This window comes from Sphingomonas caseinilytica (assembly GCF_023516455.1).
Taxonomy (GTDB): domain Bacteria; phylum Pseudomonadota; class Alphaproteobacteria; order Sphingomonadales; family Sphingomonadaceae; genus Sphingomicrobium; species Sphingomicrobium caseinilyticum.
On record NZ_JAMGBA010000002.1, the window covers coordinates 542,662 to 567,307 of the forward strand.

General features: G+C 63.1%; 24 protein-coding genes. 10 read left to right on the plus strand and 14 right to left on the minus strand.

Annotated elements, in window-relative coordinates; genetic code table 11:
* Positions 1-38: 38 nt before the first annotated feature.
* Entirely contained in the window at positions 39-671 is a 633-nt protein-coding gene (locus LZ496_RS09290; RefSeq protein ID WP_249904352.1) for a protocatechuate 3,4-dioxygenase, read from the plus strand.
* On the opposite strand, the gene LZ496_RS09295 is transcribed toward LZ496_RS09290, so the two are convergent.
* Together LZ496_RS09295 and LZ496_RS09300 are read right to left on the minus strand one after the other, a co-directional pair.
* Complete coding sequence (locus tag LZ496_RS09295) at positions 672-2,762, minus strand: RelA/SpoT family protein (RefSeq protein WP_249904353.1); 2,091 nt, start codon at positions 2,760-2,762, stop codon at positions 672-674. It abuts the gene before it with no gap.
* Between the two features lie 114 nt (positions 2,763-2,876).
* Complete coding sequence (locus LZ496_RS09300; protein WP_249904354.1) at positions 2,877-3,197, minus strand: CC_3452 family protein; 321 nt, start codon at positions 3,195-3,197, stop codon at positions 2,877-2,879.
* Positions 3,198-3,347: 150 nt separating this feature from the next.
* On the opposite strand from LZ496_RS09300, the gene LZ496_RS09305 reads away from it, so the two are divergent.
* A complete protein-coding gene (locus LZ496_RS09305; RefSeq protein ID WP_249904934.1) occupies positions 3,348-3,818 on the plus strand; it encodes a winged helix-turn-helix transcriptional regulator in 471 nt (156 codons plus the stop codon).
* Between the two features lie 58 nt (positions 3,819-3,876).
* Here the strand turns inward: LZ496_RS09305 and rpoZ are convergent, their stop codons facing one another.
* Positions 3,877-4,218: a DNA-directed RNA polymerase subunit omega gene (gene rpoZ, locus LZ496_RS09310; protein WP_249904355.1), complete on the minus strand. Its 342-nt coding sequence runs from the start codon at positions 4,216-4,218 to the stop codon at positions 3,877-3,879.
* Between the two features lie 126 nt (positions 4,219-4,344).
* On the opposite strand from rpoZ, the gene LZ496_RS09315 reads away from it, so the two are divergent.
* Positions 4,345-5,502: a phospholipase D-like domain-containing protein gene (locus LZ496_RS09315; RefSeq protein ID WP_249904356.1), complete on the plus strand. Its 1,158-nt coding sequence runs from the start codon at positions 4,345-4,347 to the stop codon at positions 5,500-5,502.
* On the opposite strand, the gene LZ496_RS09320 is transcribed toward LZ496_RS09315, so the two are convergent.
* Positions 5,499-6,017: a class I SAM-dependent methyltransferase gene (locus tag LZ496_RS09320; RefSeq protein WP_249904935.1), complete on the minus strand. Its 519-nt coding sequence runs from the start codon at positions 6,015-6,017 to the stop codon at positions 5,499-5,501. The two genes, LZ496_RS09315 and LZ496_RS09320, sit on opposite strands and share 4 nt — an antisense overlap.
* A gap of 229 nt (positions 6,018-6,246) precedes the next feature.
* Between LZ496_RS09320 and LZ496_RS09325 the strand changes: the two genes are divergently transcribed.
* Positions 6,247-7,554: an MFS transporter gene (locus LZ496_RS09325; protein WP_249904357.1), complete on the plus strand. Its 1,308-nt coding sequence runs from the start codon at positions 6,247-6,249 to the stop codon at positions 7,552-7,554.
* Here the strand turns inward: LZ496_RS09325 and LZ496_RS09330 are convergent.
* Together LZ496_RS09330 and LZ496_RS09335 are read right to left on the minus strand one after the other, a co-directional pair.
* Entirely contained in the window at positions 7,522-9,855 is a 2,334-nt protein-coding gene (locus tag LZ496_RS09330) for a CDC48 family AAA ATPase (protein ID WP_249904358.1), read from the minus strand. The genes LZ496_RS09325 and LZ496_RS09330 overlap by 33 nt on opposite strands.
* A gap of 127 nt (positions 9,856-9,982) precedes the next feature.
* Positions 9,983-10,192, minus strand: coding sequence for a hypothetical protein (locus LZ496_RS09335; protein WP_249904359.1), 210 nt, complete (start codon positions 10,190-10,192; stop codon positions 9,983-9,985).
* Between LZ496_RS09335 and LZ496_RS09340 the strand changes: the two genes are divergently transcribed.
* The gene (locus LZ496_RS09340) at positions 10,191-12,062 is read left to right on the plus strand and encodes an adenylate/guanylate cyclase domain-containing protein (RefSeq protein WP_249904360.1); all 1,872 of its coding nucleotides are present in this window, start codon (positions 10,191-10,193) and stop codon (positions 12,060-12,062) included. The genes LZ496_RS09335 and LZ496_RS09340 overlap by 2 nt on opposite strands.
* On the opposite strand, the gene LZ496_RS09345 is transcribed toward LZ496_RS09340, so the two are convergent.
* Positions 12,052-12,822 (minus strand): SDR family NAD(P)-dependent oxidoreductase, encoded by a 771-nt coding sequence (locus LZ496_RS09345; protein WP_249904361.1) that lies wholly within the window; start codon positions 12,820-12,822, stop codon positions 12,052-12,054. The two genes, LZ496_RS09340 and LZ496_RS09345, sit on opposite strands and share 11 nt — an antisense overlap.
* Positions 12,823-12,912: 90 nt before the next feature.
* Positions 12,913-13,368, minus strand: coding sequence for a peptidylprolyl isomerase (locus LZ496_RS09350; RefSeq protein ID WP_249904362.1), 456 nt, complete (start codon positions 13,366-13,368; stop codon positions 12,913-12,915).
* 120 nt (positions 13,369-13,488) lie between these two features.
* On the opposite strand from LZ496_RS09350, the gene mgtE reads away from it, so the two are divergent.
* The gene (mgtE, locus tag LZ496_RS09355; protein ID WP_249904363.1) at positions 13,489-14,907 is read left to right on the plus strand and encodes a magnesium transporter; all 1,419 of its coding nucleotides are present in this window, start codon (positions 13,489-13,491) and stop codon (positions 14,905-14,907) included.
* Between the two features lie 39 nt (positions 14,908-14,946).
* The gene (locus LZ496_RS09360; RefSeq protein WP_249904364.1) at positions 14,947-15,351 is read left to right on the plus strand and encodes a DUF1489 family protein; all 405 of its coding nucleotides are present in this window, start codon (positions 14,947-14,949) and stop codon (positions 15,349-15,351) included.
* A 1-nt stretch (position 15,352) separates the two neighbouring features.
* Here LZ496_RS09360 and LZ496_RS09365 read toward each other — a convergent pair whose 3' ends face one another.
* From LZ496_RS09365 to dinB, 5 genes are all read right to left on the minus strand, one after another.
* A complete protein-coding gene (locus LZ496_RS09365) occupies positions 15,353-16,072 on the minus strand; it encodes a GIN domain-containing protein (protein WP_249904365.1) in 720 nt (239 codons plus the stop codon).
* 34 nt (positions 16,073-16,106) lie between these two features.
* Positions 16,107-16,829, minus strand: coding sequence for a head GIN domain-containing protein (locus tag LZ496_RS09370; protein WP_249904366.1), 723 nt, complete (start codon positions 16,827-16,829; stop codon positions 16,107-16,109).
* A 74-nt stretch (positions 16,830-16,903) separates the two neighbouring features.
* On the minus strand, positions 16,904-17,959 hold the full coding sequence (locus LZ496_RS09375; protein ID WP_249904367.1) for a retroviral-like aspartic protease family protein: 1,056 nt from the start codon (positions 17,957-17,959) through the stop codon (positions 16,904-16,906).
* A gap of 194 nt (positions 17,960-18,153) precedes the next feature.
* The gene (locus tag LZ496_RS09380; RefSeq protein ID WP_249904368.1) at positions 18,154-18,687 is read right to left on the minus strand and encodes a CarD family transcriptional regulator; all 534 of its coding nucleotides are present in this window, start codon (positions 18,685-18,687) and stop codon (positions 18,154-18,156) included.
* A gap of 166 nt (positions 18,688-18,853) precedes the next feature.
* A complete protein-coding gene (gene dinB, locus LZ496_RS09385) occupies positions 18,854-19,924 on the minus strand; it encodes a DNA polymerase IV (protein ID WP_366516716.1) in 1,071 nt (356 codons plus the stop codon).
* Positions 19,925-20,149: 225 nt separating this feature from the next.
* On the opposite strand from dinB, the gene sucC reads away from it, so the two are divergent.
* From sucC to LZ496_RS09400, 3 genes are all read left to right on the plus strand, one after another.
* Positions 20,150-21,355, plus strand: a complete 1,206-nt coding sequence (gene sucC, locus LZ496_RS09390) for an ADP-forming succinate--CoA ligase subunit beta (RefSeq protein WP_249904369.1) — start codon at positions 20,150-20,152, stop codon at positions 21,353-21,355.
* A gap of 109 nt (positions 21,356-21,464) precedes the next feature.
* The gene (locus LZ496_RS09395; RefSeq protein ID WP_249904937.1) at positions 21,465-22,214 is read left to right on the plus strand and encodes an electron transfer flavoprotein subunit beta/FixA family protein; all 750 of its coding nucleotides are present in this window, start codon (positions 21,465-21,467) and stop codon (positions 22,212-22,214) included.
* Positions 22,211-23,140 carry an electron transfer flavoprotein subunit alpha/FixB family protein gene (locus tag LZ496_RS09400; RefSeq protein WP_249904370.1) on the plus strand — a complete coding sequence of 310 codons (930 nt, stop codon included), beginning with the start codon at positions 22,211-22,213 and terminating at the stop codon, positions 23,138-23,140. Before LZ496_RS09395 ends, LZ496_RS09400 begins: the two co-directional genes overlap by 4 nt.
* A gap of 6 nt (positions 23,141-23,146) precedes the next feature.
* On the opposite strand, the gene LZ496_RS09405 is transcribed toward LZ496_RS09400, so the two are convergent.
* Complete coding sequence (locus tag LZ496_RS09405; RefSeq protein WP_249904371.1) at positions 23,147-24,637, minus strand: M20/M25/M40 family metallo-hydrolase; 1,491 nt, start codon at positions 24,635-24,637, stop codon at positions 23,147-23,149.
* Positions 24,638-24,646: the final 9 nt, after the last annotated feature.

A 24,646-nucleotide genomic window follows, 5' to 3' on the forward strand; every position in this document is an offset into this window, starting at 1 on the left:
ACGCGTAATGAGTTCTCCTCTTTTTGGAGAATTGATCGATGCTGGTTACCAGGCGCCACCTCGTGGTCGGCGCCGCGGCAGTTGCATCCTTTTCCGCGGCCAAGGCCCAGAAGCTCGTCGCAACCTCGGCCCAGGACCTTGGGCCATTCTATCCGATCGTCCGCCCCCCCGATCATGACGCCGATCTGACCCGCGTGACGGGACGAGGCGGGGTCGCCAGGGGCAGACCGATCAACGTCATTGGCCGGGTGGTTGACCTGCAAGGCAACGCCGTCACCAATGCCCAGGTGGAGCTATGGCAATGCAATTCGGAAGGCCGCTATGATCATCCCGGCGACCGCGCCAATCCGGCCGCGCTCGATCCCAATTTCCAGGGCTTTGCCCGGCTTGCGACGGATCGGGACGGGCAGTTCAAGTTCCGCTCGGTGAAGCCCAAGGACTACGACACGCCGATCGGACGGCGGACGCCGCATATTCATTTCGACATAAGCGGACGTTCGGAGCGCCTGGTCACGCAAATGTATTTCCCGAACGAGCCGCTCAACGACATCGACTTCCTGCTGAAGAATGCGGCGCCACGCGAAAGCGTCATTGCCGAAGCCATCGATCCGCTGTCCGGCGATCCCGACGCGCTGGCGTACCGCTGGACGGTCGTGCTGGCCGTCGGCTGACTAGATACGCTCGACCTGGCTAACGCCATCGGCGGCACGAAGCGCGGCTACCAGGCCGTGCAGGTGGGCCAGGTCATGCACTTCCACATCGACGTGGAAGGTGTGGAAGCTGCCGTCGCGATGGGCCAGCACCAGGTTGACGATATTGGCGCCCTTGGCACCGAGGATTCCGGCCATTTCGCCCAGCGCCCCTGCAACGTCGCGCAATATGACCATCAGGCGGGCCGTGCCGCCGTCGGAGCCGTCGCCCCAGGCGAGATCCAGCCAGTCCGCGTCGACCCCGCTGGCCAGCTTGTCGCAGCCGATGACATGCACTTCGATGCCTTCGTCTTCGCGGCGCAGGCCGACGATACGGTCACCAGGAATGGGATGGCAGCAGCCCGCCAGGTCGTATGCCACGCCCGGCGTAAGGCCCTTGATCGAAATCGCCGTGCGCTGCCCCAGCGGTCGAGGCGCGACGTCGCCGCCGGCTGACCCTGGCATCAGCGCTTCCATCAACTCGACGTCCGATACCGAACGGCGCGCGACCTTGATCATCAGCGCCTCGACATCTTCGACCTTAAGCGTCTTCACCGCGCGCTTCAGCGCATCGGCGGCCAGCGGCGCCGGTAGCCGGGCGACGATCTCGTCATAGATTTTCCGGCCAAGCTCGATCGTCTCGTCGCGTTCCTTGTGACGGACGAATCGGCGGATTCCCGCGCGAGCCTTGCCCGTGACAACGAAGCGGAGCCAGCTCGGCTGCGGATGCTGGGCCTGGGACGCCAGGATCTCGACCTGGTCGCCATTGTCGAGGATCGTGCGGAGCGGCACCACGCGCCCGTTGACCTTCGCTCCAACGGTCTGGTCACCAAGATCGGTGTGGACCGCATAGGCGAAGTCGACCGGCGTCGCTCCCTTGGGCAGCTGGATCAGCTCGCCGCGCGGAGTGAAGGCGAAGATGCGGTCCTGGTACATCGCCATCCGCGTATGCTCGAGCAGCTCTTCCGGGCTTCCGGCATGGTCCAGGATTTCGACGAGGTCGCTGATCCAGGGGATCTTCACTTCCTCGGCGGGACTCTTCTCCTTGTACGCCCAGTGCGCGGCGAGACCTCTTTCCGCCTGCGCGTGCATCACCTTATCGCGGATCTGGATCTCGATGCGGGACTTGGAATCGTGGATGACGGTCGTGTGGAGCGACCGGTAGCCGTTGCGCTTGGGCGTCGAGATATAGTCCTTGAACCGGCCCGGGACCATCGGCCAGCGCTGATGGATCAGGCCCAGCGCCTGATAACAATCGTCCGAACTGTCGACGATGACCCGGAAGGCCATGACGTCCGACAATTGCTCGAAGCTGATGTGCCGCTCGGCCATTTTCTTCCAGATTGAAAATGGATGCTTTTCGCGGCCCGTCACCTCGGCTTCGAGGCCATGGTCGTTGAGATATAGCTGCAGGCCGAGGCCGATCCGGTTGACCAGGTCGCCGCCTTGCTCGTGCAGCTGCTTCAGCCGGCGGGTGATCGATGCATAGGCGTCGGGTTCCAGCTGCCGGAAGGCCAGCCCCTGCATCTCGTTCATGATCTCGTACATGCCGATCCGCTCAGCCAGCGGGGCATAGATATCCATCGTCTCCTTGGCGATTCGCCGGCGCTTGTCTTCCGATTTGATGTGGTGGAGCGTCCGCATGTTGTGCAGCCGGTCGGCCAGCTTCACCAGAAGCACCCGGATGTCGTCGCTCAGCGCCAGCAGGAATTTGCGAAGATTCTCCGCCGCTCGCTCATTCTCCGACTGCGCCTCGATCTTCGACAGCTTGGTGACGCCGTCGACCAGCCGCGCGACATTCGGACCAAACAGCTTCTCGATCTGCTCCGGGGTCGCGACCGTGTCCTCGATCGTGTCGTGGAGGATGGCGGTGACGATCGATTCGTCGTCGAGCTTCAGGTCGGTGAGAATACCCGCGACTTCGATGGGATGAGAGAAATATGGATCGCCGGAGGCGCGGACCTGGGCGCCATGGGCCTTCATCGAGAAGACATAGGCGCGGTTGATCAGCGCCTCGTCGGCGTCGGGGTCATAGGCCCGGACCTTCTCGACCAGTTCATACTGCCTCAGCACGTCAATAATGTGGGGGAGCGGGACCCCACTTCGCAAGCGCGAAAAAAAAGGCCGGTCCGGCAAGTACCGGACCGGCCGATTGGGCCACGCTGCGTGCTGCGCGGCACCGGGGAGTTAATTAGCCTTTGCGAGCGCTGGTGTAACGCCGTCCTTGGCGGCCGAGTTGCACTTGGCGAGCTGCTCTGCGGTCAGCGCCTTGCCGTCTGCCGAGAAGCTTTCGATCCGGCCGGCGCGCTTGGCCAGGTCCTCGCAGATGATCACCGGGCGGCTGGCCTCGGTCGAACCGCGGCAGCCGTCGGCCGAGCAGTTCCAGCTGATGTCCTTGCCGATGATCTTGGCCGAGGCCGGAGCCGCGGCGGGCTTTGCCGAATAGGTGCCCGCGAGGGCAGGGGCGGCAAGAGTTGCAGCAACAATGAAGGCGGCGACGCGGTTCATGGGGGCCTCGGAAAATGAGTTTTTGGTTGAAACCGTTTAGCTGATTATCATTGCATTTTGCAACTGTTATTTTGCGTTCAATCGTGCATAAAGGCGGCTGGGAGAGGTCGAGCGTTGAATCGTCACCAGGTTGTCAGGGTCGAACCAGATATCGAGGCATTCAAGGCCGCGGCCCTTCGGTGTCCGCTGCCTTCGGCGGTCGAACTGATCGGCGAGAAATGGGCTTTCCTCATCCTTCGGGGCGCGCTGAACGGGCTCGAACATTTCGAACAGTTCCAGGCCGCGCTCGGAATCGCCCGCAACATCCTGTCCAACCGACTCGCCAAGCTCGTCAACGGCGGCATCCTTGAGCGCAAGTCGGACCCGGTCGATCGCCGCAAGGTCGTTTACTCCCTGTCGCCGAAGGGCGAGGCGCTCCTTCCCGTGGTGCTGGCGCTTCGCCAGTGGGGCGAGGATTGGGGGCATGGCTGCCAGGAGATCTTCCTGGCCGACAAGCAAGACGGCCAACCGGTGAAGCGGATCTGCGTCTTGGCCCATGACGGGCGCGAACTGAAGCTTGGCGACATGATGTGGGTCGACCGCGCCAGCGGGGCCCATGTCCTGCGGGGCGAGCTCGACTGAATCAAAAAGGGCGGCCCGAAAGCCGCCCTCTTCAAGTCATCGACAAGCTGGCTGCAGCTTATTCGTAGTCGCCGCCCGACGGAGTCGGACGCGGCGGAGCGGCTGCGGTGAGGCGGAGGGCCTCGGCCGATTCGCTCAGGCTCGCCAATTCATCCGTTTCGTCATCCTCGTCGATACGGACGCGCTGGAGGTTCGAGACGATCGCTTCCTCGAGATGCTTGGGCTTCACCGTCTGCTCGGCGATTTCGCGCAGGGCGACGACCGGGTTCTTGTCACGGTCGCGGTCGATCGTGAGGTCGGCACCACCAGAGATCTGGCGGGCGCGCTGCGCCGCCATCAATACCAGGTCGAACCGGTTGGAAACCTTGTCGACACAATCTTCGACCGTCACGCGCGCCATTGTCGCTCTGCCTTGCCTCTAAAATAGGTGAGAGGCGGCGAGATAGGGAGAAGGTCCTTCAAAGTCAATGAAATCGCGAGTCGGCGCCAGCTTGCCAGCAGCGTCGCCACTCCCCAGACTGGCATGATGGCCGATGCCGCCCTGCCCCCCGCCGACAGCAGTTGTGAAGTCGACGGCAACAGACTGACCCTCCTGACCGAGGGACCAGAGCGGCTGGGCGCGCTGATTGGGCTGATCGACGGTGCAGAGCGAAGCGTCCGCCTGCTCTATTACATGTACCGCGACGACCATAGCGGCGAACTGGTGGCGGGGGCGATCCGCCGCGCGCTGGAGCGGGGGGTTGCGGTCTCCCTGCTGATCGACGGATTCGGGGCCTATGTCCGCGACCAATATTTCGAGCCGCTTATCGACAAGGGCCTCATCTTCTGCCGCTTCCACCCGACCTTCGGACGGCGCTACCTCATCCGTTGCCATCAGAAGATGGCCTTGGCCGATGAGAGTCGGGTGCTGATTGGTGGGTTCAACATCGACGACAGCTATTTCGGGACGATCGAAGAGGGTGCGTGGCGCGACCTCGGCCTGATGGTCGAGGGGCCGGCGGTCGCCCGGCTTGTCCCTTACTATGACGATCTGATGGCCTGGTCGCGAACCAAGGGATCGAAGATCCGGGCCCTGAACCGCATCATCCATCGTTTCAGCGAGAATCATGGCACGCTTCAATGGACGTTCGGAGGGCCTACCCGAGGACTCTCCCCCTGGGCCCTGGCAACCAGCCGCGACCTATTGTCGACCGACGATGTCGCGATGATCGCCGCCTATTTCGCGCCGACGCGGGCGATCCTCCGGCGGATCAGCAGGCACGGACGCCGCCGGGCGCGGGTGATCACTGCAGCCAAGTCGGACAATCATGCGACGATCGCGGCAGCTCGCTACACCTACAAGAACCTGCTTCGCCGTGGCGCCGAGATCTTCGAATATCAGGCGACCAAGCTGCACACGAAACTCGTCATCCTCGACGATGTCGTGCACATCGGATCGTCGAACTTCGACATCCGAAGCATCTACCTCAACCTGGAAATGATGCTCCGCGTCGACGATCCCAAATTCGCGATGCTGCTGCGCTCCTATTTCGAACAGGAGTTGACGCATTGCGAGCCGATCACGGCGGAGGTGCATCGCAAGCGGTCGAGTTGGTGGACCCGGATCATCCAGGCGATCAGTTTTTTCCTGGTGACTAGCGCCGACTATTCGATCACCCGGCGCTTGAACCTGGGCCGGATCTAGTCGCGCTCGCGCCAGGCCCAGAAGAGGGTCGCCGGCGGCACGTTCAGCCACTCGAACCCGCGGTCGATCCGCTCGAAATGCGGGGCGATGAAGTCGCGGACCTTGGGGCTGAACTGGTAGACCAGGAAGGCGCCACCATCGCGGATCGCGCGTCCGGTGGCCGCGCCGATTTCCTGCCCGACGCCGGGCGGCAATGTCGAGAAGGGAAGGCCCGAGAGGATATAGTCGGCGTGATCGAAGCCATGCTCGGCAATGATCTTTTCGACATCCGCGGCTGATCCGTGGACGGCGATGAACCGGTCGTCGTCGATATCGCCGTTCAGATAGTCGATGAATTCAGGGTTGGTGTCGATCGCGATCAGCTTCGCGTCCGACCGCAGTTTTTCGAGGATCGGCCGGGTGAATGTGCCGACTCCGGGACCATATTCGACGAACAGCCGGGTAGACGACCATTCGACCGGCTTCAGCATCTTGTCGATCAGGATCTTGCTCGAAGGGATAACCGAACCGACCATGACAGGATGCTTCAGGAAGCCGCGCAGGAACTGCCAGCGGGGGCTCTTGCGGTCACGGCCAGCGCGCAGGCCATGGCGGCGCTTGCCGTTCAGCTGGCTGGCTCGAGTGGCGTTCAAGTGAGGCTCCCAAATTATTCCGGTTCCGGCCCGGCGTTCGCAAATCGCTAAGCGCTTGGCAAGGCAATTGGGTGGCTTTCGCGAGTCGCCCCGCGGGCCTAAGTGCGATGAGATGCAGCTTTTGCCAGACAGGCCGCGCGTAGCGGGAAGCGCGCTGACGACGCGTCACTTCCTGCTGCTTTACGCAGCCATGCTGGTGGCTGCCGCCGGGAACACCGCGCTCCAGTCGGTAATGCCCGCGATCGGCCGCGAAATCGGGATCAGCGATTTCTGGGTGACCGTCTCTTACACTTGGTCCGCGATCCTATGGGTCTTCCTCGCCCCTTTCTGGGCCAAGCAAAGCGATCGCCACGGCCGCAAGGCGCTGACCCTGCTTGGGGTTGGCGGGTTCATCGCATCGATGCTGCTCTGTGGCCTGGTGCTGTTTGCGGGACTTAATGGTGCGCTTGCCGGTGGGCTGACCTTTGCCGCTTTCGCCATCTGCCGCGCGCTCTACGGCTCACTCGGCTCCGCGACCCCCAGCGCCACACAGGCCTATCTCGCGTCGCGCACGCGCCGCTCGTCGCGGGTGTCGGCGCTCTCGGCACTGGCCAGCAGCTTCAGCCTTGGTACGATCATCGGACCGGCGCTGGCGCCGCTGTTCGTCTTGCCGCTGCTTGGCCTGTCCGGCCCGCTGTTCATCTTCGCGGCCATCGCGATCGCGGTGTTTTTCGCCATCCTGTTCGGACTTCCGAATGACCTGAAGCCAAGGCACGGCCGACGGAGCGGGCACGGCGCGGCGATGAGCTATCCTTCGCTTGCCAGCACGCCGACCGGCGCCAGCGTTATCGCGGCAACACATCGCAACGCGCCGCGCATCCGCTGGAGCGACTCGCGCATCCGCAACTGGATCACTGCTGGTGTCATCGCCGGCCACGCCCAGGCGGCAACGCTCGCCTGCATCGGCTTTTTCGTCATCGACCGGCTGCATCTCGCGCCGCACGGATCTGAAGAAGAGATTTCGATTGTGATGATGGCCGGCGCCGCCGCAACGCTCGCGGCCCAGTGGGGAGTCATTCCCCGCCTCCGGCTGGAGCCGCGTCAGCTCATCCTTTGGGGCGCGCTGGTCGGTTCGCTTGGGATGATCGTCACCATGTTCGCAGGCGACCTTTACGGCATCGTGCTCGGCTTCGGTCTGACGAACCTTGGCTTCGGTTTCACCCGCCCCGGCTTCACCGCCGGCGCGAGCCTTGCCGTCTCACTTTCAGAACAAGGCGGCGTCGCGGGGGTCATCACCGCCGCCAACGGCGCCGCTTATGTCCTGGCGCCGGGAATCGGCATGCTGCTTTACGGCGTCGACCCCCACCTGCCATTCGCTGCGGGGGCCGCGCTGTTGATCGGCCTGCTCCTATGGGGTCGCGGGCGGCTCTTCTCCGCCTGATCCACCCTTCGCCGGACCGCGCGGCCGAAGCATTCCGGGGAGGACAAAGCCGATCCCGCCGACCGGTTTCACCGCGTCGGACTTCAGCGTCTCCTGAATCTTGGCATAGTCGTTCAGCATCTCTTCGGTAACCGAAGCCCGGGTTTCGGTGAGCCCGGATTCGAAATCCGCCATCGTTACCTCGCGGCTGTCGAGCCCGCGGCGAAGGGCCGTCAGACCCGCGCGCCGGACAAGATCCTCCAGGTCCGCTCCGGTGAACCGTTCGGTCCGCCGCGCCAGCAGCTCAAGATCGACGTCCTTTGCCAGCGGCATGTCCTTGGTGTGGATGGCAAGAATCCGGCGCCGGCCGGCGGTGTCCGGCGTTCCGACATAGATCAGCTCATCGAAGCGGCCCGGACGGAGCAGCGCGGGATCGATGAGATTGGGACGGTTGGTCGCCCCGATCACCACCACATTGTTGAGCTCTTCCAGGCCATCCATCTCGGCCAGGATGGTGTTGACCACGCGCTCGGTCACCTGCGGTTCGCCCATGCCGCCGCCCCTCGCCGGGACCAGGCTGTCCAGCTCGTCGAAGAAGATTACCGTGGGTGCCACTTGCCGGGCGCGGGCGAACAATCGGGCAATCTGCTGCTCGCTCTCGCCATACCATTTGCTGAGGAGGTCGCTCGACTTGGTTGCGATGAAATTGGCCTCACTTTCGCGTGCAGTCGCTTTGGCCAGCAAGGTCTTGCCTGTCCCGGGCGGCCCATAGAGCAGGAAGCCCCTCGCCGGGCGGATGCCCAGGCGACGGAAAGCATCGGGATGCTTCAAGGGCAGCTCGACTCCTTCGCGAAGCTTGTCGCGCGCCTGGTCGAGGCCGCCGATATCGTCCCAGCCGATTGTCGGTACCTGCACCATCACTTCGCGCATCGCCGACGGCTGGACCCGCTTCAGAGCATTCTCAAAGTCGTGCGCCTCCACCGACAATGCATCCAGCACCTCGGTCGGAATGGTTTCCTCGGCGAGGTTGAGCTTGGGCATGATCCGGCGGACCGCTTCAAGCGCCGCCTCCCGCGTCAGCGCCGCAAGGTCGGCACCGACGAAGCCGTAGGTACGGCGCGCCAGCTCGTCGAGGTTCACTCCATCGCCCAGCGGCATGCCGCGCGTGTGGATGCCGAGGATCTCACGACGGCCGCGGTCATCGGGAACGCCGATCACGATTTCGCGGTCGAACCGGCCGGGGCGGCGAAGCGCCTCGTCGATCGCCTCCGGGCGGTTGGTCGCCGCGATGACGACCAGGTTCTGCCGGGGCTCCAGCCCGTCCATCAAGGTCAAAAGCTGGGCGACCAGCCGCTTCTCGGCCTCGCCCGTCACCTGCCCGCGCTTGGGAGCAATCGAGTCGATCTCGTCGATGAAGATGATCGACGGTGCGGCCTTGGCCGCTTCCTCGAAAATCTCGCGCAGGCGCTTCTCGGATTCGCCATAGGCCGATCCCATGATCTCGGGCCCGGCGATGTGGAAGAATTGCGCTTCGCTTTCATTGGCGACGGCGCGCGCCAGCCGGGTCTTGCCGGTGCCGGGCGGGCCGTGCAGCAGAACGCCCTTGGGCGGATCGACGCCAAGGCGCTGGAACAGTTCGGGGTGACGGAGCGGCAGTTCGACCATCTCGCGAAGCGCGTCGATGGTGTCGTTCATTCCGCCCAGATCGTCATAGGTGACGTCCGCGCGGCGCTCGCCTTCCTTCTTCTCGGTGAATTCGGGGAGCAGCTCGACCTGCGTGCTGGCGTCGATGTGGACGATGCCCTTCGGAGACGTCGACATGACCGTCAGCCGCACTTCCTGAAGCGCGAAGGCCGGCGCGTTCAGCAGCTGGCGGATATTGTCCGGCATGTCGGCATTGACCCGCTGGTGTCCGGCAGTGGCTACGGTGTCGCCTTCACAGAAGGGGCGTCCGGCGAAGCTGCGCTTCAGCGCCTGCGACGACCCATGGAGCCGGACATTATTCTGGGCGGGTGCGAAAACCACCTTGGTCGCGGGCTTGGACGTCGCCTTCTGGACCTCGACATAATCGCCGGATCCAACACCGGCGTTGGCGCGCTGCAATCCGTCGAGACGGATGATGTCGAGCCCGGCATCCTCGGTGTACGGCCCCAACACCCTGGCCGCCGTGGAGCGCTTGCCGACGATCTCGATGATGTCGCCCTCGGAAAGGTTCATGTCCTTCATCAGCTTGGCCGGAAGGCGCGCGATGCCGTGCCCGCTGTCGATCGGAGGAAGATGGGCGACCTGGACTCGCCTCACCAAAGTATCGACCGTCGCCATCAAAATTCCTCTCGCTGTAGCTGTCACAAGACCCTTGGACGCGCCGCGTAAGGAACGGCAGCAGGGCATTCCGGTTCAATCTGGGGCCGGAACGAGCAGAAAAAAAGGCCGGGCGTCGCCGCCCGGCCTAAGTATCAGGAGAGGATGCCTTTAAAAAAGGCAGTTCTTTATCGCACTGCACAATGGATTTCGCAAGTGCAAAATCGCACTGCAACATGAATAATTCTTCAACTTCCCCTCTGAGTCGGCGCGACGCCCTTAATCTGGGGCAATTGCTGGTTTTAAGGTCGTGCTGCTGGTAGGTGATCGCAACTTTGGTTGGGGTGAGTGCAGCCATGGAACGCCGCTTGGCCGCAATATTGGCCGCCGATGTGGTCGGTTACAGCCGGCTGATGGGGGCTAACGAAGTCGGCACCCTGCAGGCCCTGCAGGACCTTCATGGGGAGCTGGTGAACCCGACGATCGCCGAGCATGGCGGCAGGATCGTCAAGCTCACCGGTGACGGCCTCCTGGCGGAGTTTTCGAGCGTGGTCGGCGCAATGGAATGCGCCATCACGATCCAGGATTCGATGCCGGCACGTAATGCAGACATCCCCGAAGATCGCCGGATCCAGTTCCGGGTAGGGATCAACCTCGACGATGTGATCGTGCAGGGCGACGATCTGTTCGGCGATGGCGTCAACATTGCTGCCCGCCTGGAGGGGGTGGCACGGCCAGGCGGAATCGCGGTCTCGCAATCGGTTCGGGACAATGTCGAAAGCCGGCTGAAGTTGAGTTTCGCCGACCGCGGCCAGCAACAGCTCAAGAATATCGCCATGCCCATCAGGGTGTTCGACGTCCTGCTGGAGTCCGGCAACGCTCCTGCAATGACCATGGCCGACCCGATGGCGGTGGTTATGGCAAGTCCTTCTATTGCCATCCTCCCCTTCACCAACATGAGCGGCGATGCGGAGCAGGAATATTTCTCCGACGGCATCACCGAGGACATCATCACCGACCTGTCGAAGATCAGCGCGCTGTTCGTTGTCGGGCGGCACACCAGCTTCGCCTACAAGAATATGTCGGGTCATCTCGACCGGATCGCAGCGGAGCTTGGGGTGCGTTTCCTGCTCGAAGGCAGCGTCCGCAAGGCCGGCAACCGGATCCGCATCACCGCGCAGCTGATCGACGGCTCGACCGGCGGTCACCTCTGGGCCGAACGCTACGACCGCGACCTCACCGACATCTTCGCCATTCAGGACGAGCTGACCAAGGCCATCGTGGAACAGCTGAGGTTGCGCTTGCTGCCGGAGGAAATGAGCATCTTCGGCGCGGCGCCGACCGAGAATGTCGAAGCCTATTCGCTCTATCTCAAGGGTCGGCAGTTCTTCCACAATGCGACCAAGAGCTTTCTCATGCTCGCCCGGCAGATGTTCGTCCGGGCAACGCAGCTTGATCCCAACTATGCGAAGGCCTTTGCCGGGATCGCCAATTGCGATGCCAGGATGGTCGGGTGGTACGGGGAAGATATCCCCGAGGAGCGCATCCTTGCCAATGCGGACAAGGCCTTGGCGATCGACCCCAGCCTCGCCGAGGCGCATGCAGCACGTGCCGATTCAATGAGCTTTGTTGAAGGGCATGACCCGGCCGAGGTTCTCGCCACGTTCGAACATGCGCTTTCGCTCGACCCGCACAGCCACGACGTGAATTTCCTCTATGCGCGCTACTGTACGCGGACGGCGCAGTTCGAACGCGCGGTTCCGCTCTATGTCCGAGCGCTCGAAATTCAGCCCGACGACTACACGTCGCCCGCAATGCTGGAGACGATCTGCAAGACGCTCGGGCGCTTCAACGACGTCTTCCTCTACGGCGAAATGGCCATCAAGCGGGCGAAAGAGGCGATGAGGCAGAATCCGGAATGGTCTCGCCCCGCCCAATTGGCTGCGGCAACGCTTGCGGGCATCGGTCGCAGGGAAGAAGCAATCGAATATCTGGAACGGGCCGTGGCGCTGGATCCGGACGATAGCCAGACCCTCTACAACGCTGCTTGTACCTGGTCGCAGCTAGGGGAACCCGAACGCGCCTTCGAACTGCTGGAGCGATGGTTTCCGCACGCCGGTCGCGAAAAAATGCTTTGGCTGAAGATCGACTCCGATTTCGATCCGCTTCGCGACGATCCCCGATTCCAGGACATTCTGGCTCGCGCGGACGCGCAGCTTACAGTTTGATCGAGCCTGCGGCCTTGCGCACCCAGCTGCGCGGGAAGAGGCGGTGCGCTTGTGCAGTCGACTTGTTCATCAGTCCCGGAATCACGATCGCCCGGCCCCTTTCGAGACCCTCCAATCCGGCGCGAACGACCGAGGCTGAATCTGCCGCCATGTCGACGAATATTTTGGCTGATGGCCCCGCGGGCTTCCACCCCGCGACCTCGCCGAATTCGGTCGCGGTGGGACCCGGGCACAGCGCAGAAACGATTACGCCGTTCTTCCGAACCTCCTCGTGCAGCGCCTCGCTGAACGACAGGACGAAGGCCTTGGTCGCGAAATAGACCGCCATGCCCGGACCGGGTTGGAACGCAGCAGTCGACGCGACATTCAGAATTGCGCCGGACTTTCGCTCGATCATGGACGGCAGAACCGCGTGCGCCAGCTCGACCAACGCTCCGCAATTGAGGTCGATCATCTGCCGCTGGCGCTTCGCGTCCAGCTTTGCGAATCGGCCCGCAAGACCGAAGCCCGCATTATTGACCAGCAACTCGACATGCTCGCCGTGAGCCGAGAGATCGGCCATCAGCCGGTCGGCCGCGCCGGGAACGCTGAGGTCGGCTTCCACCGCCCTTGCATTCCCGATCGCCGCCGCAAGCGCATCGAGCCGGTCCTTGCGTCGAGCCACAAGGACCAGTCGCTTGCCCTTAGACGCCAGTTGACGGGCGAAATCGACCCCCAGCCCGGCGGAAGCGCCGGTAATCAGCGCGATTGGCTGCGTCATCTGTTCACCTCGTCATTGCGAGCCGCGAAGCGGCGCGGCAATCCATGGATTGCTTCGTCACTACGCTCCTCGCAATGACAAGCTAACTGATCAGGCGACGGTCGCCTTCAGGATCTTGCCCGGCTCGCGCGGAGGCTCGCCGACGGGAAGCGCGTCGACATGCTCCATGCCGCTCTCGACCTGGCCCCAGACCGTATATTGCCGGTCAAGGAAGGTCGCATCGTCGAAGCAGATGAAGAACTGGCTATTGGCGCTGTTGGGGTTCTGCGCACGCGCCATGGAGCAGACGCCGCGCACATGCGGCTCGCTGTTGAATTCCGCCTTGAGGTCGGGAAGGTCGCTGCCGCCCATGCCCGTTCCGGTCGGATCGCCGCCCTGTGCCATGAAGCCCGGGATCACGCGATGGAACACGACGCCGTCGTAGAAGCCATCGCGCGCCAAACCGGCGATCCGCTCGACGTGGCCGGGCGCCAGGTCCGGACGAAGCTTGATGACGACGTCGCCGCCGCTGGAAAGGCTGAGGGTGAGGGTATTGGCGTCGGCCATCGTCATGTCCTTGGATAGATTGGTGTGGCCGCCATCTAGTCGCGTTGTGCGGGTTGCGCCAGTAGTCGCTCGGGCATAGGGAACTGGCACTCAGCAAAGAAGTCGAGCGAGGGGACGATCATGAGCGACAGCGACATCATCGCCACCCCTCCGCATGAGCCCGAGGCCGTCCACGCCGAAGATCGGATCCACGATGAGGAGGATCGGCTGCTTCCCGCCTTCGTTCGGGAGGTGCTCGACGCAGTTGCCGACGGCGACGACGAAGCCGCGCGCGAACTGGTCGCGGAACTCCACCCCGCTGACATCGCGGACCTGATCGAACTTGCCCCGGGCGACGAGCGCGGGGACCTGATCGAGGCGCTGGCCGGCATCGTCGACGCCGACGTTTACGCCGAACTCAACGAATATGTCCGCGAAGATGTCATCGACGAGATGGAGCCGCAGCAGGTCGCTGACCTCGCCGCGCAGCTCGATACCGACGACGCCGTCGCGCTGATCGAGGACCTCGAGCAGGACGAGCAGCTGGCGGTGCTTCGGGCAATGGAGCCCGACGACCGCGCAGCCGTCGAGGAAGCGCTGACCTATGGCGAGGAGACCGCCGGCCGCCTGATGCAGCGCGACCTGATCGCGGTGCCGGAGCATTGGAAGGTCGGCCAGGTCATCGACTATCTCCGCTCGTCCGACGAGCTTGCGACCGATTTCTGGGAAGTGTTCGTCGTCTCCCCGAACCACCACCCGGTCGGCACCTGCAAACTGTCGACCATTCTTCGCTCGCCGCGATCGACGCTGGTGAGCGAGATCATGGCGCGCAAGCAGACCCTGATCCCGGTCGACCTCGACCAGGAAGAGGTCGCGCTGAAGTTCCAGAAATATGCGTTGATCTCCGCCGCCGTCGTGGACTCCAGCGGCCGGCTGGTCGGCATGATCACCGTCGACGACATCGTCCACATCATCCAGGAAGAAGCGGGCGAAGACGTCCTGCTCCTGTCCGGTGCCGGCGAAGGCGACATCAACGAACCGTTGGTCGATACCTACAAGGCACGGGTCCGCTGGCTCGCCGCGAACCTGCTGACGGCGCTGGTCGCTTCGATGGTCATCAGCCAGTTCGAAAATGCGATCGAGCGAATGGCTGTGCTCGCCGCGCTGATGCCAATCGTTGCCGGCGTTGGAGGAAATGCGGGGACCCAGACGCTAGCCGTGACCGTTCGGGCGATCGCCACCAACCAGCTTACCGGCTCCAACCATTGGCGCGCGGTATGGCGTGAAATCCGGGTTGCGATGATGAACGGGCTGACGATCGCGGTGCTGATCGGCATCGGCGTGACGCTGGTGCTGGGCTCGGGCACCTTGGGAACGGTGATCGCCCTGGCGATGCTGACCAACATCGTCGTCGCCGGCCTGGCGGGCGTGCTGGTTCCGCTTGGGCTGGAAAAGGCCGGCGCCGATCCGGCCGTGGCGTCCAGCGTGTTCGTGACCATGGTGACGGACTCGATGGGTTTCCTCGTATTTCTCGGGCTTGCGACCGCCGCCGGGCTCTAGCCTATTGAAAGGGCGGGCCAATCCCGCCAATTCAGACCTGTGCCGTCCCTTCATCTGACCAAGGTCGCGGTTGGTTGTGCCAGCCTCGAAGCGCTTCAGAACCGCATCGCACGCCGGGTTTCGGGCGAGGGCGTCGTGCGCGTTCCGACGCGGATGCGGCCCAAGCGAATGGAAGAACTTGTCGGCGGCTCCCTTCACTGGATCGTCAAGCACCGGATGATCGCCCGCCAGCAGATCCTTCGGTTCGAGGACCGCAGCGACGGGCGGATCGACATCGTCTGTTCGGCCGAACTGGTCGTCATTCCGCCACGGCCAAAGCGCGCGCACCAGGGATGGCGTTATCTCGAGGACGGAAATGCCCCGAGCGGCGAGGACGACGGCAGCGGCCTGTCGGAGCTTCCGCCGCGTTTATATGGAAAACTGGCGGCGCTCGCGCTCGTCTGAGCTAGTAGCGCCCTTCCTTGCATCCGACGACACTGGCCGATCCCTTGGCGTTGACCGTGCAGGCGGGTTCGCCCGTCAGCGTAATCGAGGCGAGGCCGGTGGCGTCGACCTTTGCGCTGTTGGTGACCTGGGTCCGCACCGTCGACGGGCCTTCCGCGCCGATGACCGCGTCCTTGACCTCTAGCCTGTCGGCTTCGAACGTCGATGTGCCGCGAATGGTGCTGGTGAGCTTCGCGACCCGGCCCGCCATCCGGATGGTCCCCGCACCCGAAACGCTGATCTTCATCTGGTCGACATCGACCTCGCCCACGGAAGCGATGCCTGATCCCTGGATCGACATTTCGAATCCCAGGCCCTTCACGCGATCGACGTTCAGTGCACCGGCGCCATTGATGTAGGCGGCACTAAGATCATGAGTGCCAAGCTCAATCGTCACCGGTCCCCGGCCTTCGCCCGGATATCCGCCCCAGCCTCCACCACCGGAGCGGACGACCAATGTACGACCCTCGACCTTGATCGAAATATCATCGAGGGAGGCAGGCGTGCCGCTGGCCCGCGCATAGGGGGCGACATTGGTCCGGAGCTCGACCCGATAGGGGCCGTCGATCCGGATCCTGTCGAAGCCGTTGACGGAATAGTTGCGCTGGGTTGCCGGCGTCGCGGCGGCAACCGGCAGGCTGGCCAGCGCAAGCAAGGCAATAATGGGCAGACGATCGATCATCTGCCCATCTTCGCCTTACATGGTTAACGAATGACTACCCGCAGTTGACGCTGCCAGAGCCCGCCTTCGATACGGTGCACTTGGCGCCGCCGCTGATGTCGACGTCGCCCGACCCCATGATCGAGACATTGGCGCTTTCGCTTGCGCTTGCCTTGACGTTGCCGGAACCAGCGATCGAGACTTCGGCGGTGCGGCTAGCCAATCCGCCAAGGTTGATGTCGCCCGATCCCGCAATCGAGATGTCGACCGCGTCGGCCTTTCCGGCTGCCTCGACGCCGCCCGATCCGGCAATGTCGAACTTCACCTTGCCACCCGCAATCTGGCCGACCTTTAACCCGCCGGAGCCCGCGACTTCGCCTTCGAAGTCGCCGGAAACCTTGTCCACTTTCACGTCGCCCGACCCGGCGATCGACGCGCCGTGCAGCGCGGCTGCGTTGACGGTGAAGACGGCCTTGCCGTTCCGCCAGTTCCAGCGGACGCCCTTCTTCTTCTTGGGCTGGATCTTCAGGACACCATTCTCGACGAGCACGTCTGTCTCGGCGAGCAGGTTTTCGCCGCCCTTCGCGGTCACGCCGGCCTGTCCGCCGGTCACCACATTGACTTCATAGGGGCCAGCGACCTCCAACCGATCGAACGCGCCGACCTGGTAGCTGCGGGTTACTTCGGCGCCGGCTTCCCGGTCCTCGGCATCTGCTCCGACATGACATCCTGCGGCCAGCAAGCCCACGGCGGCCAGCGATGCGAAACGGATCGACATTAATATCCTCCTTTTGGCGTATTGCATTAGTAATACACCAAGGCAGTGAATGAGTGCAATGCAAAATTACCGGATTAGCGCCGGCAAACCGCGCCCTTGTCCTCGGACGACAGGCGCGTCAGCGATGTCGGCGCGGTGCTGATGACGATCCCTACGGATCCGCAGCGCCTCAACTGGAACCGGACCTTGCGCGACCGAAAATCCAGCGAGATTCGTCGAAACGTCTCCAACAGATCGGTTCCAAGCAGCAGCGCCGGTTCGTTGGTAAGTCCGAACACTTCGAATGGCGGAACATCGGCGAATGCGATCGGCACATTGCGAAGCGTTATGGACCCAAGCTTCAACTCGCCGATCCGGGCAAGCTGCATGTTCATGGTGACCCCCGTGACGCCGGTCGCGGCGATCGTAACGAACTTGTCCCGGTTTCCCTTGATCAACTTGTCGCGCAGCAGCGTGTTGCCGATCGTGATTTCCGATCCTGTATCGACCACCGCGTCGAGCGGAAGTCCGGCTGCCCTGACCTGCGTCAGGATCAACTGGCCGCGTTGGCGCCGGGCCCTCACAACGATTTCGCCATCCATCCGGATCGCAGGCTGGCTTGCGTCCTCCGCCTTGATCACGCGCTTCTCGAAATCCATCATCAACCGCTGTTCGACCAGCGCGTCGATCCCGATCATGCCCGCGCCGCCCAGGTCTCCTTCCTTCAGCGCGGGCAGCTCCAGGTTCTGGACGATGCTTGTGCCAAGGGTGAGCTCGTCGACCTTGACCCGGTCGACGATCGCGCTTCCCGTCATGCCGTGGACGGTGACCGGCGTCGTCAGCGGCAGTTGAAGCTGCTGCGCAAGGCGAAGTCCGACGACGGAACTATCGGCGCCGCTGTCGACCAGGAAGCGGTACGGGCCCTGCCCATTGATGCCCACCTCGACGGTCATTCGTGTTCGTATCTTGCGGGCGTCGATATCTTCGCCGGCGATTTGCAGCGTATCGTCGATGACCGCGGGCGGGAGCGGCGGCATGGGGGTGGTCGGAACTGGAATGGGCTTGTTGGGCTTGGGCGCCTGGGCCGAAACATCGCCGCCGATTGCCGAGCAGGCCAGCGCCAGAGCCGGGATCATGCTGAAACGAAACATCGACAAGCGCATCTTCTCCCCAAGATGACCGGTGGATCCTATCCTTCGCCTTCACCGGTTTCCATTCAAACTAGACGGATGGTCGCTTCGTTCGATGTGCGGAGGTGCCGAACGTCGAATTCCAGCCGGTGAACGCTCAAAATGAAAAGGGCGCCCGGTGAGGGGCGCCCTTGTTCGTTAGAAGGAAGCGAAGCCTATGCCGCTTCCTTGGCCTTGTGATGGATCAGCGCGGCCTTGTTCAGGACCTCGAGGATCTTGGCCAGCGCGGCCTTCTCGTCGGTCTGCTCCATCGCGGCCAGCTCGCGCGCCAGGCGCGACGAGGCGGCTTCGAAGATCTGCCGTTCCGAATAGCTCTGCTCCGGCGCATCGTCCGGGCGGAACAGGTCGCGGACCACTTCGGCGATCGACGTCAGGTCGCCCGAATTGATCTTGGCTTCATATTCCTGGGCGCGGCGCGACCACATGGTGCGCTTGACCTTCGGCTTGCCCTTCAGCGTTTCGAGCGCGTCCTTCATGGTCTTGTCGCTCGACAGCTTGCGCATGCCGACCGAGTCCGCCTTGGCGACGGGGACGCGGAGAGTCATCTTTTCCTTCTCGAAACGAAGGACGTAGAGATCGAGACTGGTTCCGGCGATTTCAGTGCTTTGTAGTTCAACTACCCGGCCAACGCCGTGCTTGGGGTAAACAACATAATCGCCAACATCGAAGCTAAGGGCCTTTGCAGCCATTCCGTCACCTCTTTCAATAGCCCACTTGCGTCATGCCGTTGCGCACCGTAATCGCCCCCCAATAGCGACCCCCCGGTCCGGCAATGACTCCGTGTGAACTTGAACCTGTATGAAACAACCGCCGCAGGTCGCGACGGCTGATGACAATTATATATCAGAAAAATTATCAGATTTCGAGTCCCAGCTGACGGGGCGATGACTCATCCTCATCCATGATGGAATGAAGCCCGAGGCCAAGCAGCCGAATCCCCTTCGGAACGGGAAGCAGCGCGTCCAGTAACGCCTGCCCTGCACTTTCGAACGACGCATAGTCCGGGACAGCCGCGGTGAAGCTTTTCGACCGGGTAATCTGCGTAAAATCGCCGAACTTGACCTTCAGCGTGACCGTCCGCCCGCGTACTTCCGATCGCTCGATCCGCTGCCAGGCATAGCCCGCGACGCGGCTCAATTCCCGCTTGAGGTCGTCCGCTTCGACATAGTCGACATCGAAGGTCCGTTCGGCGCTGACCGACTTGTACGGCCTGTCCGGTTTCACTTCCCGCTCGTCGATTCCGCGCGCGATTCGCCAATACCATCGTCCGGATGATCCGAACTGGGCTTCCAGCTCCGCGATCGGCCAGCGCGCCAGGTCAGCGCCGGTCATTATCCCGAGCTTCTCCATTTTTGCCGCAGTGACCGGACCAACTCCGTGGAAGCGTTTGACCGGAAGGGTCGCGACGAATTCGGGGCCCTTGTGCGGAGGGATGACGCAAATTCCGTCCGGCTTGTTCTGGTCCGACGCCAGCTTGGCGATGAACTTGCAGTAGCTGACGCCGGCCGAAGCGGTGAGCCCGGTTTCGGCTTTGATGCGGGCGCGGATATCCTCGGCGATTGCCTTGGCGCTGCCGAGACCGCGCCGATCCTCGGTAACATCGAGATAGGCCTCGTCGAGCGACAGCGGCTCGATCAGGTCCGTATAGTCGGCGAAGATCTCCCGGATTTGCTGCGACACGGCACGGTAGACGTCGAACCGCGGCTTGACGAAAACCAGGTCCGCGCAGCGCCGCTTGGCCGTCACCGACGGCATTGCGGATCGAACGCCGAATTTGCGGGCTTCGTAGCTTGCGGCAGCCACGACGCCGCGATGGCCGCCGCCAACCGCGACAGGCTTTCCGCGTAACTCCGGATCGTCGCGCTGTTCGACCGACGCATAGAAGGCGTCCATGTCGACGTGGATGATCTTGCGGATGGGTGGCACTGACCGTTCGTTTTCCCTGTCCTACCACCCCTTGCGAATCTATATCGCCTGCCGATGCGACACACTATCGCTCCCGGCCAGACTCGTTCGGGGCGGGCGCTTAACTTCACGAAAATGGTCGAATCGCCCATGCAAATAGTGAAGTTAAGGGGCCATTCGCGAGCTTTCCATTGCGCGCGCGATCTGCTTAAGGGCGCGGCAATTCATTCCATTGGGACGTGACTCATGAACATCCACGAATATCAGGCCAAGGATCTGCTGGCGAAGTTCGGCGTACCGGTCCCGGCGGGGCATGCCGCGATGACCGTCGAGGACGCGGTTCGCGCTGCCAAGATGCTTCCCGGGCCGCTGTGGGTCGTGAAGGCGCAAATCCATGCCGGTGGCCGCGGCAAGGGCAAGTTCAAGGAACTGGGCCCTGACGCGAAGGGCGGCGTCCGCCTCGCCAAGTCGATCGACGAAGTCCGCGCAGCAGCAGAAGAGATGCTCGGCAAGACTCTGGTGACGATCCAGACCGGCGCCGAGGGCAAGCAGGTCCAGCGCCTCTACATCACCGATGGCGTGGATATCGAAAAGGAATTCTACCTCGCATTGCTGGTCGATCGCGCGACCGGCCGCATTGCCGTCGTCGCCTCGACCGAAGGTGGCATGGACATCGAAGCTGTCGCTCACGACACGCCGGAAAAGATCGAAACCATCACTATCGATCCCGCTACCGGCCTGATGCCGCACCACGGCCGCGCCGTCGCGGCTGCGCTCGGCCTGTCCGGCGACCTCGCCAAGCAGGCGCAATATGTGCTGGCCAAGCTCTACGACGCATTCCTCGGCACCGACGCGTCGCAGATCGAGATCAACCCGCTCGCGATCACCGGCGACAACAAGCTGATGGTCCTCGATGCCAAGGTCGGCTTCGATAGCAACGCCATGTTCCGCCACAAGGACCTCGCCGAGCTCCGCGACTTCTCGGAAGAGGATCCGATGGAGATCGAGGCGTCGAAGTATGACCTCGCCTACATCAAGCTCGACGGAAACATCGGCTGCATGGTCAATGGCGCCGGCCTCGCCATGGCGACGATGGACATCATCAAGCTCAATGGCGCCTTCCCGGCCAACTTCCTCGACGTCGGCGGCGGCGCCAACAAGGAAAAGGTCACCGCGGCCTTCAAGATCATCCTTTCGGATCCGGCCGTGAAGGGCATCCTGGTCAACATCTTCGGCGGCATCATGCGCTGCGACATCATTGCCGAAGGCATTGTCGCCGCGGCCAAGGAAGTGTCGCTGTCGGTTCCGCTGGTGGTTCGCCTCGAAGGCACCAACGTCCAGCAGGGCAAGGACATATTGGCGATGAGCGGCCTGCCGATCGTCGCCGCCGACGACCTGGGCGATGCCGCCCGCAAGATCGTCGCCGAGGTAAACGAAGCCGTTGCGGCATAATTTTCCGTCACCCCGGCCTTGAGCCGGGGTCTGCCTTCCTTTCGAACGAACGAAGGAAGGCAGGCGGATGCCGGATCAAGTCCGGCATGACGAAGAAGGGACAGGTGGAATGAAACTATTGGTCGCCGTCAAGCGAGTGATCGATTTCAACGTCAAGCCGCGCGTCAAGATGGACGGCTCCGGCGTCGATCTCGCCAATGTCAAAATGTCGATGAACCCGTTCGACGAGATCGCGGTCGAAGAAGCGATCCGCCTCAAGGAAAAGGGCGCCGCGACGGAAATCGTTGCCGTCTCGATCGGGCCGGCCAAGGCTCAGGAAACGCTGCGCACCGCGCTGGCCATGGGCGCGGACCGCGCAATCCTGGTCCAGACCGAAGAAGAGGTTGAGCCGCTGGCCGTCGCCAAGATCCTGAAGGGTATCGCAGGCGAGGAGAACCCCGACCTCATCATCCTCGGCAAGCAGGCGATCGACGACGATTCGAACCAGACCGGCCAGATGCTGGCGGCGCTCCTGGGCTGGCCGCAGGGCACCTTCGCTTCGAAGGTCGAAGTCGCCGGCGGCGACCTCAACGTCACCCGCGAAGTCGATGGCGGCCTCGAAACGGTGAAGCTCGCAACGCCGGCGGTGGTTACCACCGACCTTCGCTTGAACGAGCCGCGCTATGCTTCGCTTCCGAACATCATGAAGGCCAAGTCGAAGCCGCTCGCGACCAAGTCGCCGGGTGACTACGGCGTCGACGTCGCACCGCGGATCGAAACGCTGAAGGTGACCGAGCCCGCCAAGCGGCAGGCCGGCGTAAAGGTCGGCTCGGTCGACGAGCTGGTGGGCAAGCTGAAGGCACTGGGAGTTGCCAAATGAAGACTCTGGTTCTCGTCGAACATGACGGTTCGAGCATCAAGGACGCGACCCTCGCCGCGGTAACCGCCGCGTCGCAGCTCGGCGAAGTCCATCTGCTGGTCGCTGGCTCGGGCGTTGGCGGTGTCGCCGACGCTGGAACGAAGATCGCTGGCGTTCAAAAGGTTCACGTCGCTGACGGCGGTCATCTTGAGCACCAGCTGGCTGAAGATGTCGCCCCGGTAGCGGCGAAGCTGATGGAAAGCCATGACGCCTTCCTCGCTCCGGCCACCACCACCGGCAAGAACGTCGCTCCGCGCGTCGCGGCGCTACTCGACGTGATGCAGGTTTCGGATATCCTGTCGGTCGAGGGTGCTGACACCTTCACCCGTCCGATCTACGCCGGCAACGCCATTGCGACGGTAAAATCCAAGGACGCCAAGAAGGTCATCACCGTTCGCGGCACTGCCTTCGAAAAGGCCGCACGCGACGGCGGCAGCGGCTCGGTCGAGGCCGTCGATGCCGGTGGTTCCTCGGGTAAGTCCAGCTTCGTTTCGGCGGAGCTGTCGAAGTCGGAACGTCCTGAACTCACCAGCGCCAAGGTCATCGTCTCGGGCGGCCGGGCTTTCGGTTCGAACGACCAGTTCCATGCATTGCTCGATCCGCTGGCGGACAAGCTTGGCGCGGCGGTCGGCGCGTCGCGTGCCGCGGTCGATGCCGGTTATGCGCCGAACGACTATCAGGTCGGCCAGACCGGCAAGATCGTCGCCCCGGAAGTCTATATCGCGATCGGTATTTCCGGCGCGATCCAGCACCTTGCGGGCATGAAGGATTCGAAGACGATCATCGCCATCAACAAGGACGAAGAAGCCCCGATCTTCCAGGTCGCGGACGTCGGCCTGGTCGGCGACCTGTTCAAGATCGTGCCGGAGCTGACCGAAAAGCTCTAGAGCTCTCTAGCGAGCCTGCATGACGGCGGCAGCGATGTCGATCGCCCGCCACAGGTTACCGATGCGCAGGTTTTCATCCTCCGCATGCTGGTTGTTGTCATGGTTGGCGAGGCTGACCGACACCGTCGGTGCACCGAGCGTTTCGCGGAACAAGTAGAGCGGAAGCGAGCCGCCGAGCGACGGCAAAACTACGGCGCCATAGGGCTTCATCGCGGCCGCGACGGACTGTGCGAGCGGATTGTCTAGTGCTGTGCGTTCGGCATTATAGCCGGGACCGACAATCACCGTCGCGATCCTGGGATTGCCCTGCCGTTCGGCCATCGTCGGCTCCCGATCGAGCACTAGGAAGCCCTGTGCCTGGATATGGCGGATCAGCTTCTCAACCTGCCGCTTGCTGTCGTTGCCCTTGACCAGGCGGAGGTCGAGCGCCGCGGCTGCCGATATCGGGATGACATTCCGAGCCTTGTCGCCGACATCGGCCGCACGGATTCCGTTGATGTTGAGCGATGGCTGCTGGATGGCATCGAGCAACGAGATCCCATTGCCTTCGGTCCAACCGAGGCCAAGCTCGGACTTCAGCTGGGCATCCGCTGCCGGAACCGCGCGGATCGCCGCTTGCTCCGCCTCGGTCAGCGGCACGACATCGTCGTACCAACCCGCGACGGTCACCCGGCCATCCTTGTCCTTCATCGAGGCAAGCAATTGGCTGAGCACCATCGCCGGATTGGGAACCCAATTGCCATAATGACCGCTGTGCAGCGGGCGGGTCGGCCCATGTACGGTCACATCGACATTGATGTCGCCGCGAACGCCGAGCGAAACCTGAGGGGCGCCGGACGGATGGGACGGACCGTCGAAGATCACCCAGCCGTCGGACTTCAGCGTATCCTGGTGCTTGGCGAGCAGGGCTGCGAGATTCGGCGATCCTTGCTCCTCCTCGCCTTCGAAGAAGACCTTGAGATTGTAGGCCGGACGTTTCCCCTGTGCCTTGAGCGTGTCGACTGCCTTCAGGATCGCCATGACGCCCAATTTGTCGTCCGACGCCGAGCGCGCGTAGATCCGCCATTCCGGGTCGATCGGCCGACCCGCGGCTGGGACCGCAATCTGCTTGCCGCCGCGGTCCAATCGGTCGGTGTAATATTTGGGCTCGAACGTTTGGGTCGACTTCCAGTCCTCGGGCGTAACCGGCTGGCCGTCATAATGCGCGTAGAGCACGAGAGTCTTTTTCGCCCCGGGCACCGGCCATTCGCCATAGATCGCCGGCGGTACATTGGCATTGTCGCCCTCCAGCAGGCGTGGAGCCAAGCCGCGCCGGGTCATCATCGCCATGATGTGATCGGCATTCCGCCTAATATCGGAAACGTTGGTCGCAACGTTCGGGATCGCGAGCAGGTCGATATACTCGGCCAGGATCGCTGCCTTTTCCTGTGCAGCCGGTTCCGCTTGGGCAGGCGCTGCCGCGATCACCGCAGCGACGAGAAGTAGCTTCAGCGTCATCAGGCTCTC

Bases quoted from the DNA above. Each gene is read 5' to 3' on its own strand.
- LZ496_RS09290 (WP_249904352.1), top strand. From the start codon at position 39: ATGCTGGTTACCAGGCGCCACCTCGTGGTCGGCGCCGCGGCAGTTGCA.
- LZ496_RS09300 (WP_249904354.1), bottom strand. From the start codon at position 3,197: ATGAACCGCGTCGCCGCCTTCATTGTTGCTGCAACTCTTGCCGCCCCT.
- rpoZ (WP_249904355.1), bottom strand. From the start codon at position 4,218: ATGGCGCGCGTGACGGTCGAAGATTGTGTCGACAAGGTTTCCAACCGG.
- LZ496_RS09315 (WP_249904356.1), top strand. From the start codon at position 4,345: ATGGCCGATGCCGCCCTGCCCCCCGCCGACAGCAGTTGTGAAGTCGAC.
- LZ496_RS09320 (WP_249904935.1), bottom strand. From the start codon at position 6,017: ATGGTCGGTTCGGTTATCCCTTCGAGCAAGATCCTGATCGACAAGATG.
- LZ496_RS09325 (WP_249904357.1), top strand. From the start codon at position 6,247: ATGCAGCTTTTGCCAGACAGGCCGCGCGTAGCGGGAAGCGCGCTGACG.
- LZ496_RS09330 (WP_249904358.1), bottom strand. From the start codon at position 9,855: ATGGCGACGGTCGATACTTTGGTGAGGCGAGTCCAGGTCGCCCATCTT.
- LZ496_RS09340 (WP_249904360.1), top strand. From the start codon at position 10,191: ATGGAACGCCGCTTGGCCGCAATATTGGCCGCCGATGTGGTCGGTTAC.
- LZ496_RS09335 (WP_249904359.1), bottom strand. From the start codon at position 10,192: ATGGCTGCACTCACCCCAACCAAAGTTGCGATCACCTACCAGCAGCAC.
- LZ496_RS09345 (WP_249904361.1), bottom strand. From the start codon at position 12,822: ATGACGCAGCCAATCGCGCTGATTACCGGCGCTTCCGCCGGGCTGGGG.
- LZ496_RS09350 (WP_249904362.1), bottom strand. From the start codon at position 13,368: ATGGCCGACGCCAATACCCTCACCCTCAGCCTTTCCAGCGGCGGCGAC.
- mgtE (WP_249904363.1), top strand. From the start codon at position 13,489: ATGAGCGACAGCGACATCATCGCCACCCCTCCGCATGAGCCCGAGGCC.
- LZ496_RS09365 (WP_249904365.1), bottom strand. From the start codon at position 16,072: ATGATCGATCGTCTGCCCATTATTGCCTTGCTTGCGCTGGCCAGCCTG.
- LZ496_RS09370 (WP_249904366.1), bottom strand. From the start codon at position 16,829: ATGTCGATCCGTTTCGCATCGCTGGCCGCCGTGGGCTTGCTGGCCGCA.
- LZ496_RS09375 (WP_249904367.1), bottom strand. From the start codon at position 17,959: ATGTTTCGTTTCAGCATGATCCCGGCTCTGGCGCTGGCCTGCTCGGCA.
- LZ496_RS09380 (WP_249904368.1), bottom strand. From the start codon at position 18,687: ATGGCTGCAAAGGCCCTTAGCTTCGATGTTGGCGATTATGTTGTTTAC.
- sucC (WP_249904369.1), top strand. From the start codon at position 20,150: ATGAACATCCACGAATATCAGGCCAAGGATCTGCTGGCGAAGTTCGGC.
- LZ496_RS09395 (WP_249904937.1), top strand. From the start codon at position 21,465: ATGAAACTATTGGTCGCCGTCAAGCGAGTGATCGATTTCAACGTCAAG.
- LZ496_RS09400 (WP_249904370.1), top strand. From the start codon at position 22,211: ATGAAGACTCTGGTTCTCGTCGAACATGACGGTTCGAGCATCAAGGAC.
- LZ496_RS09405 (WP_249904371.1), bottom strand. From the start codon at position 24,637: ATGACGCTGAAGCTACTTCTCGTCGCTGCGGTGATCGCGGCAGCGCCT.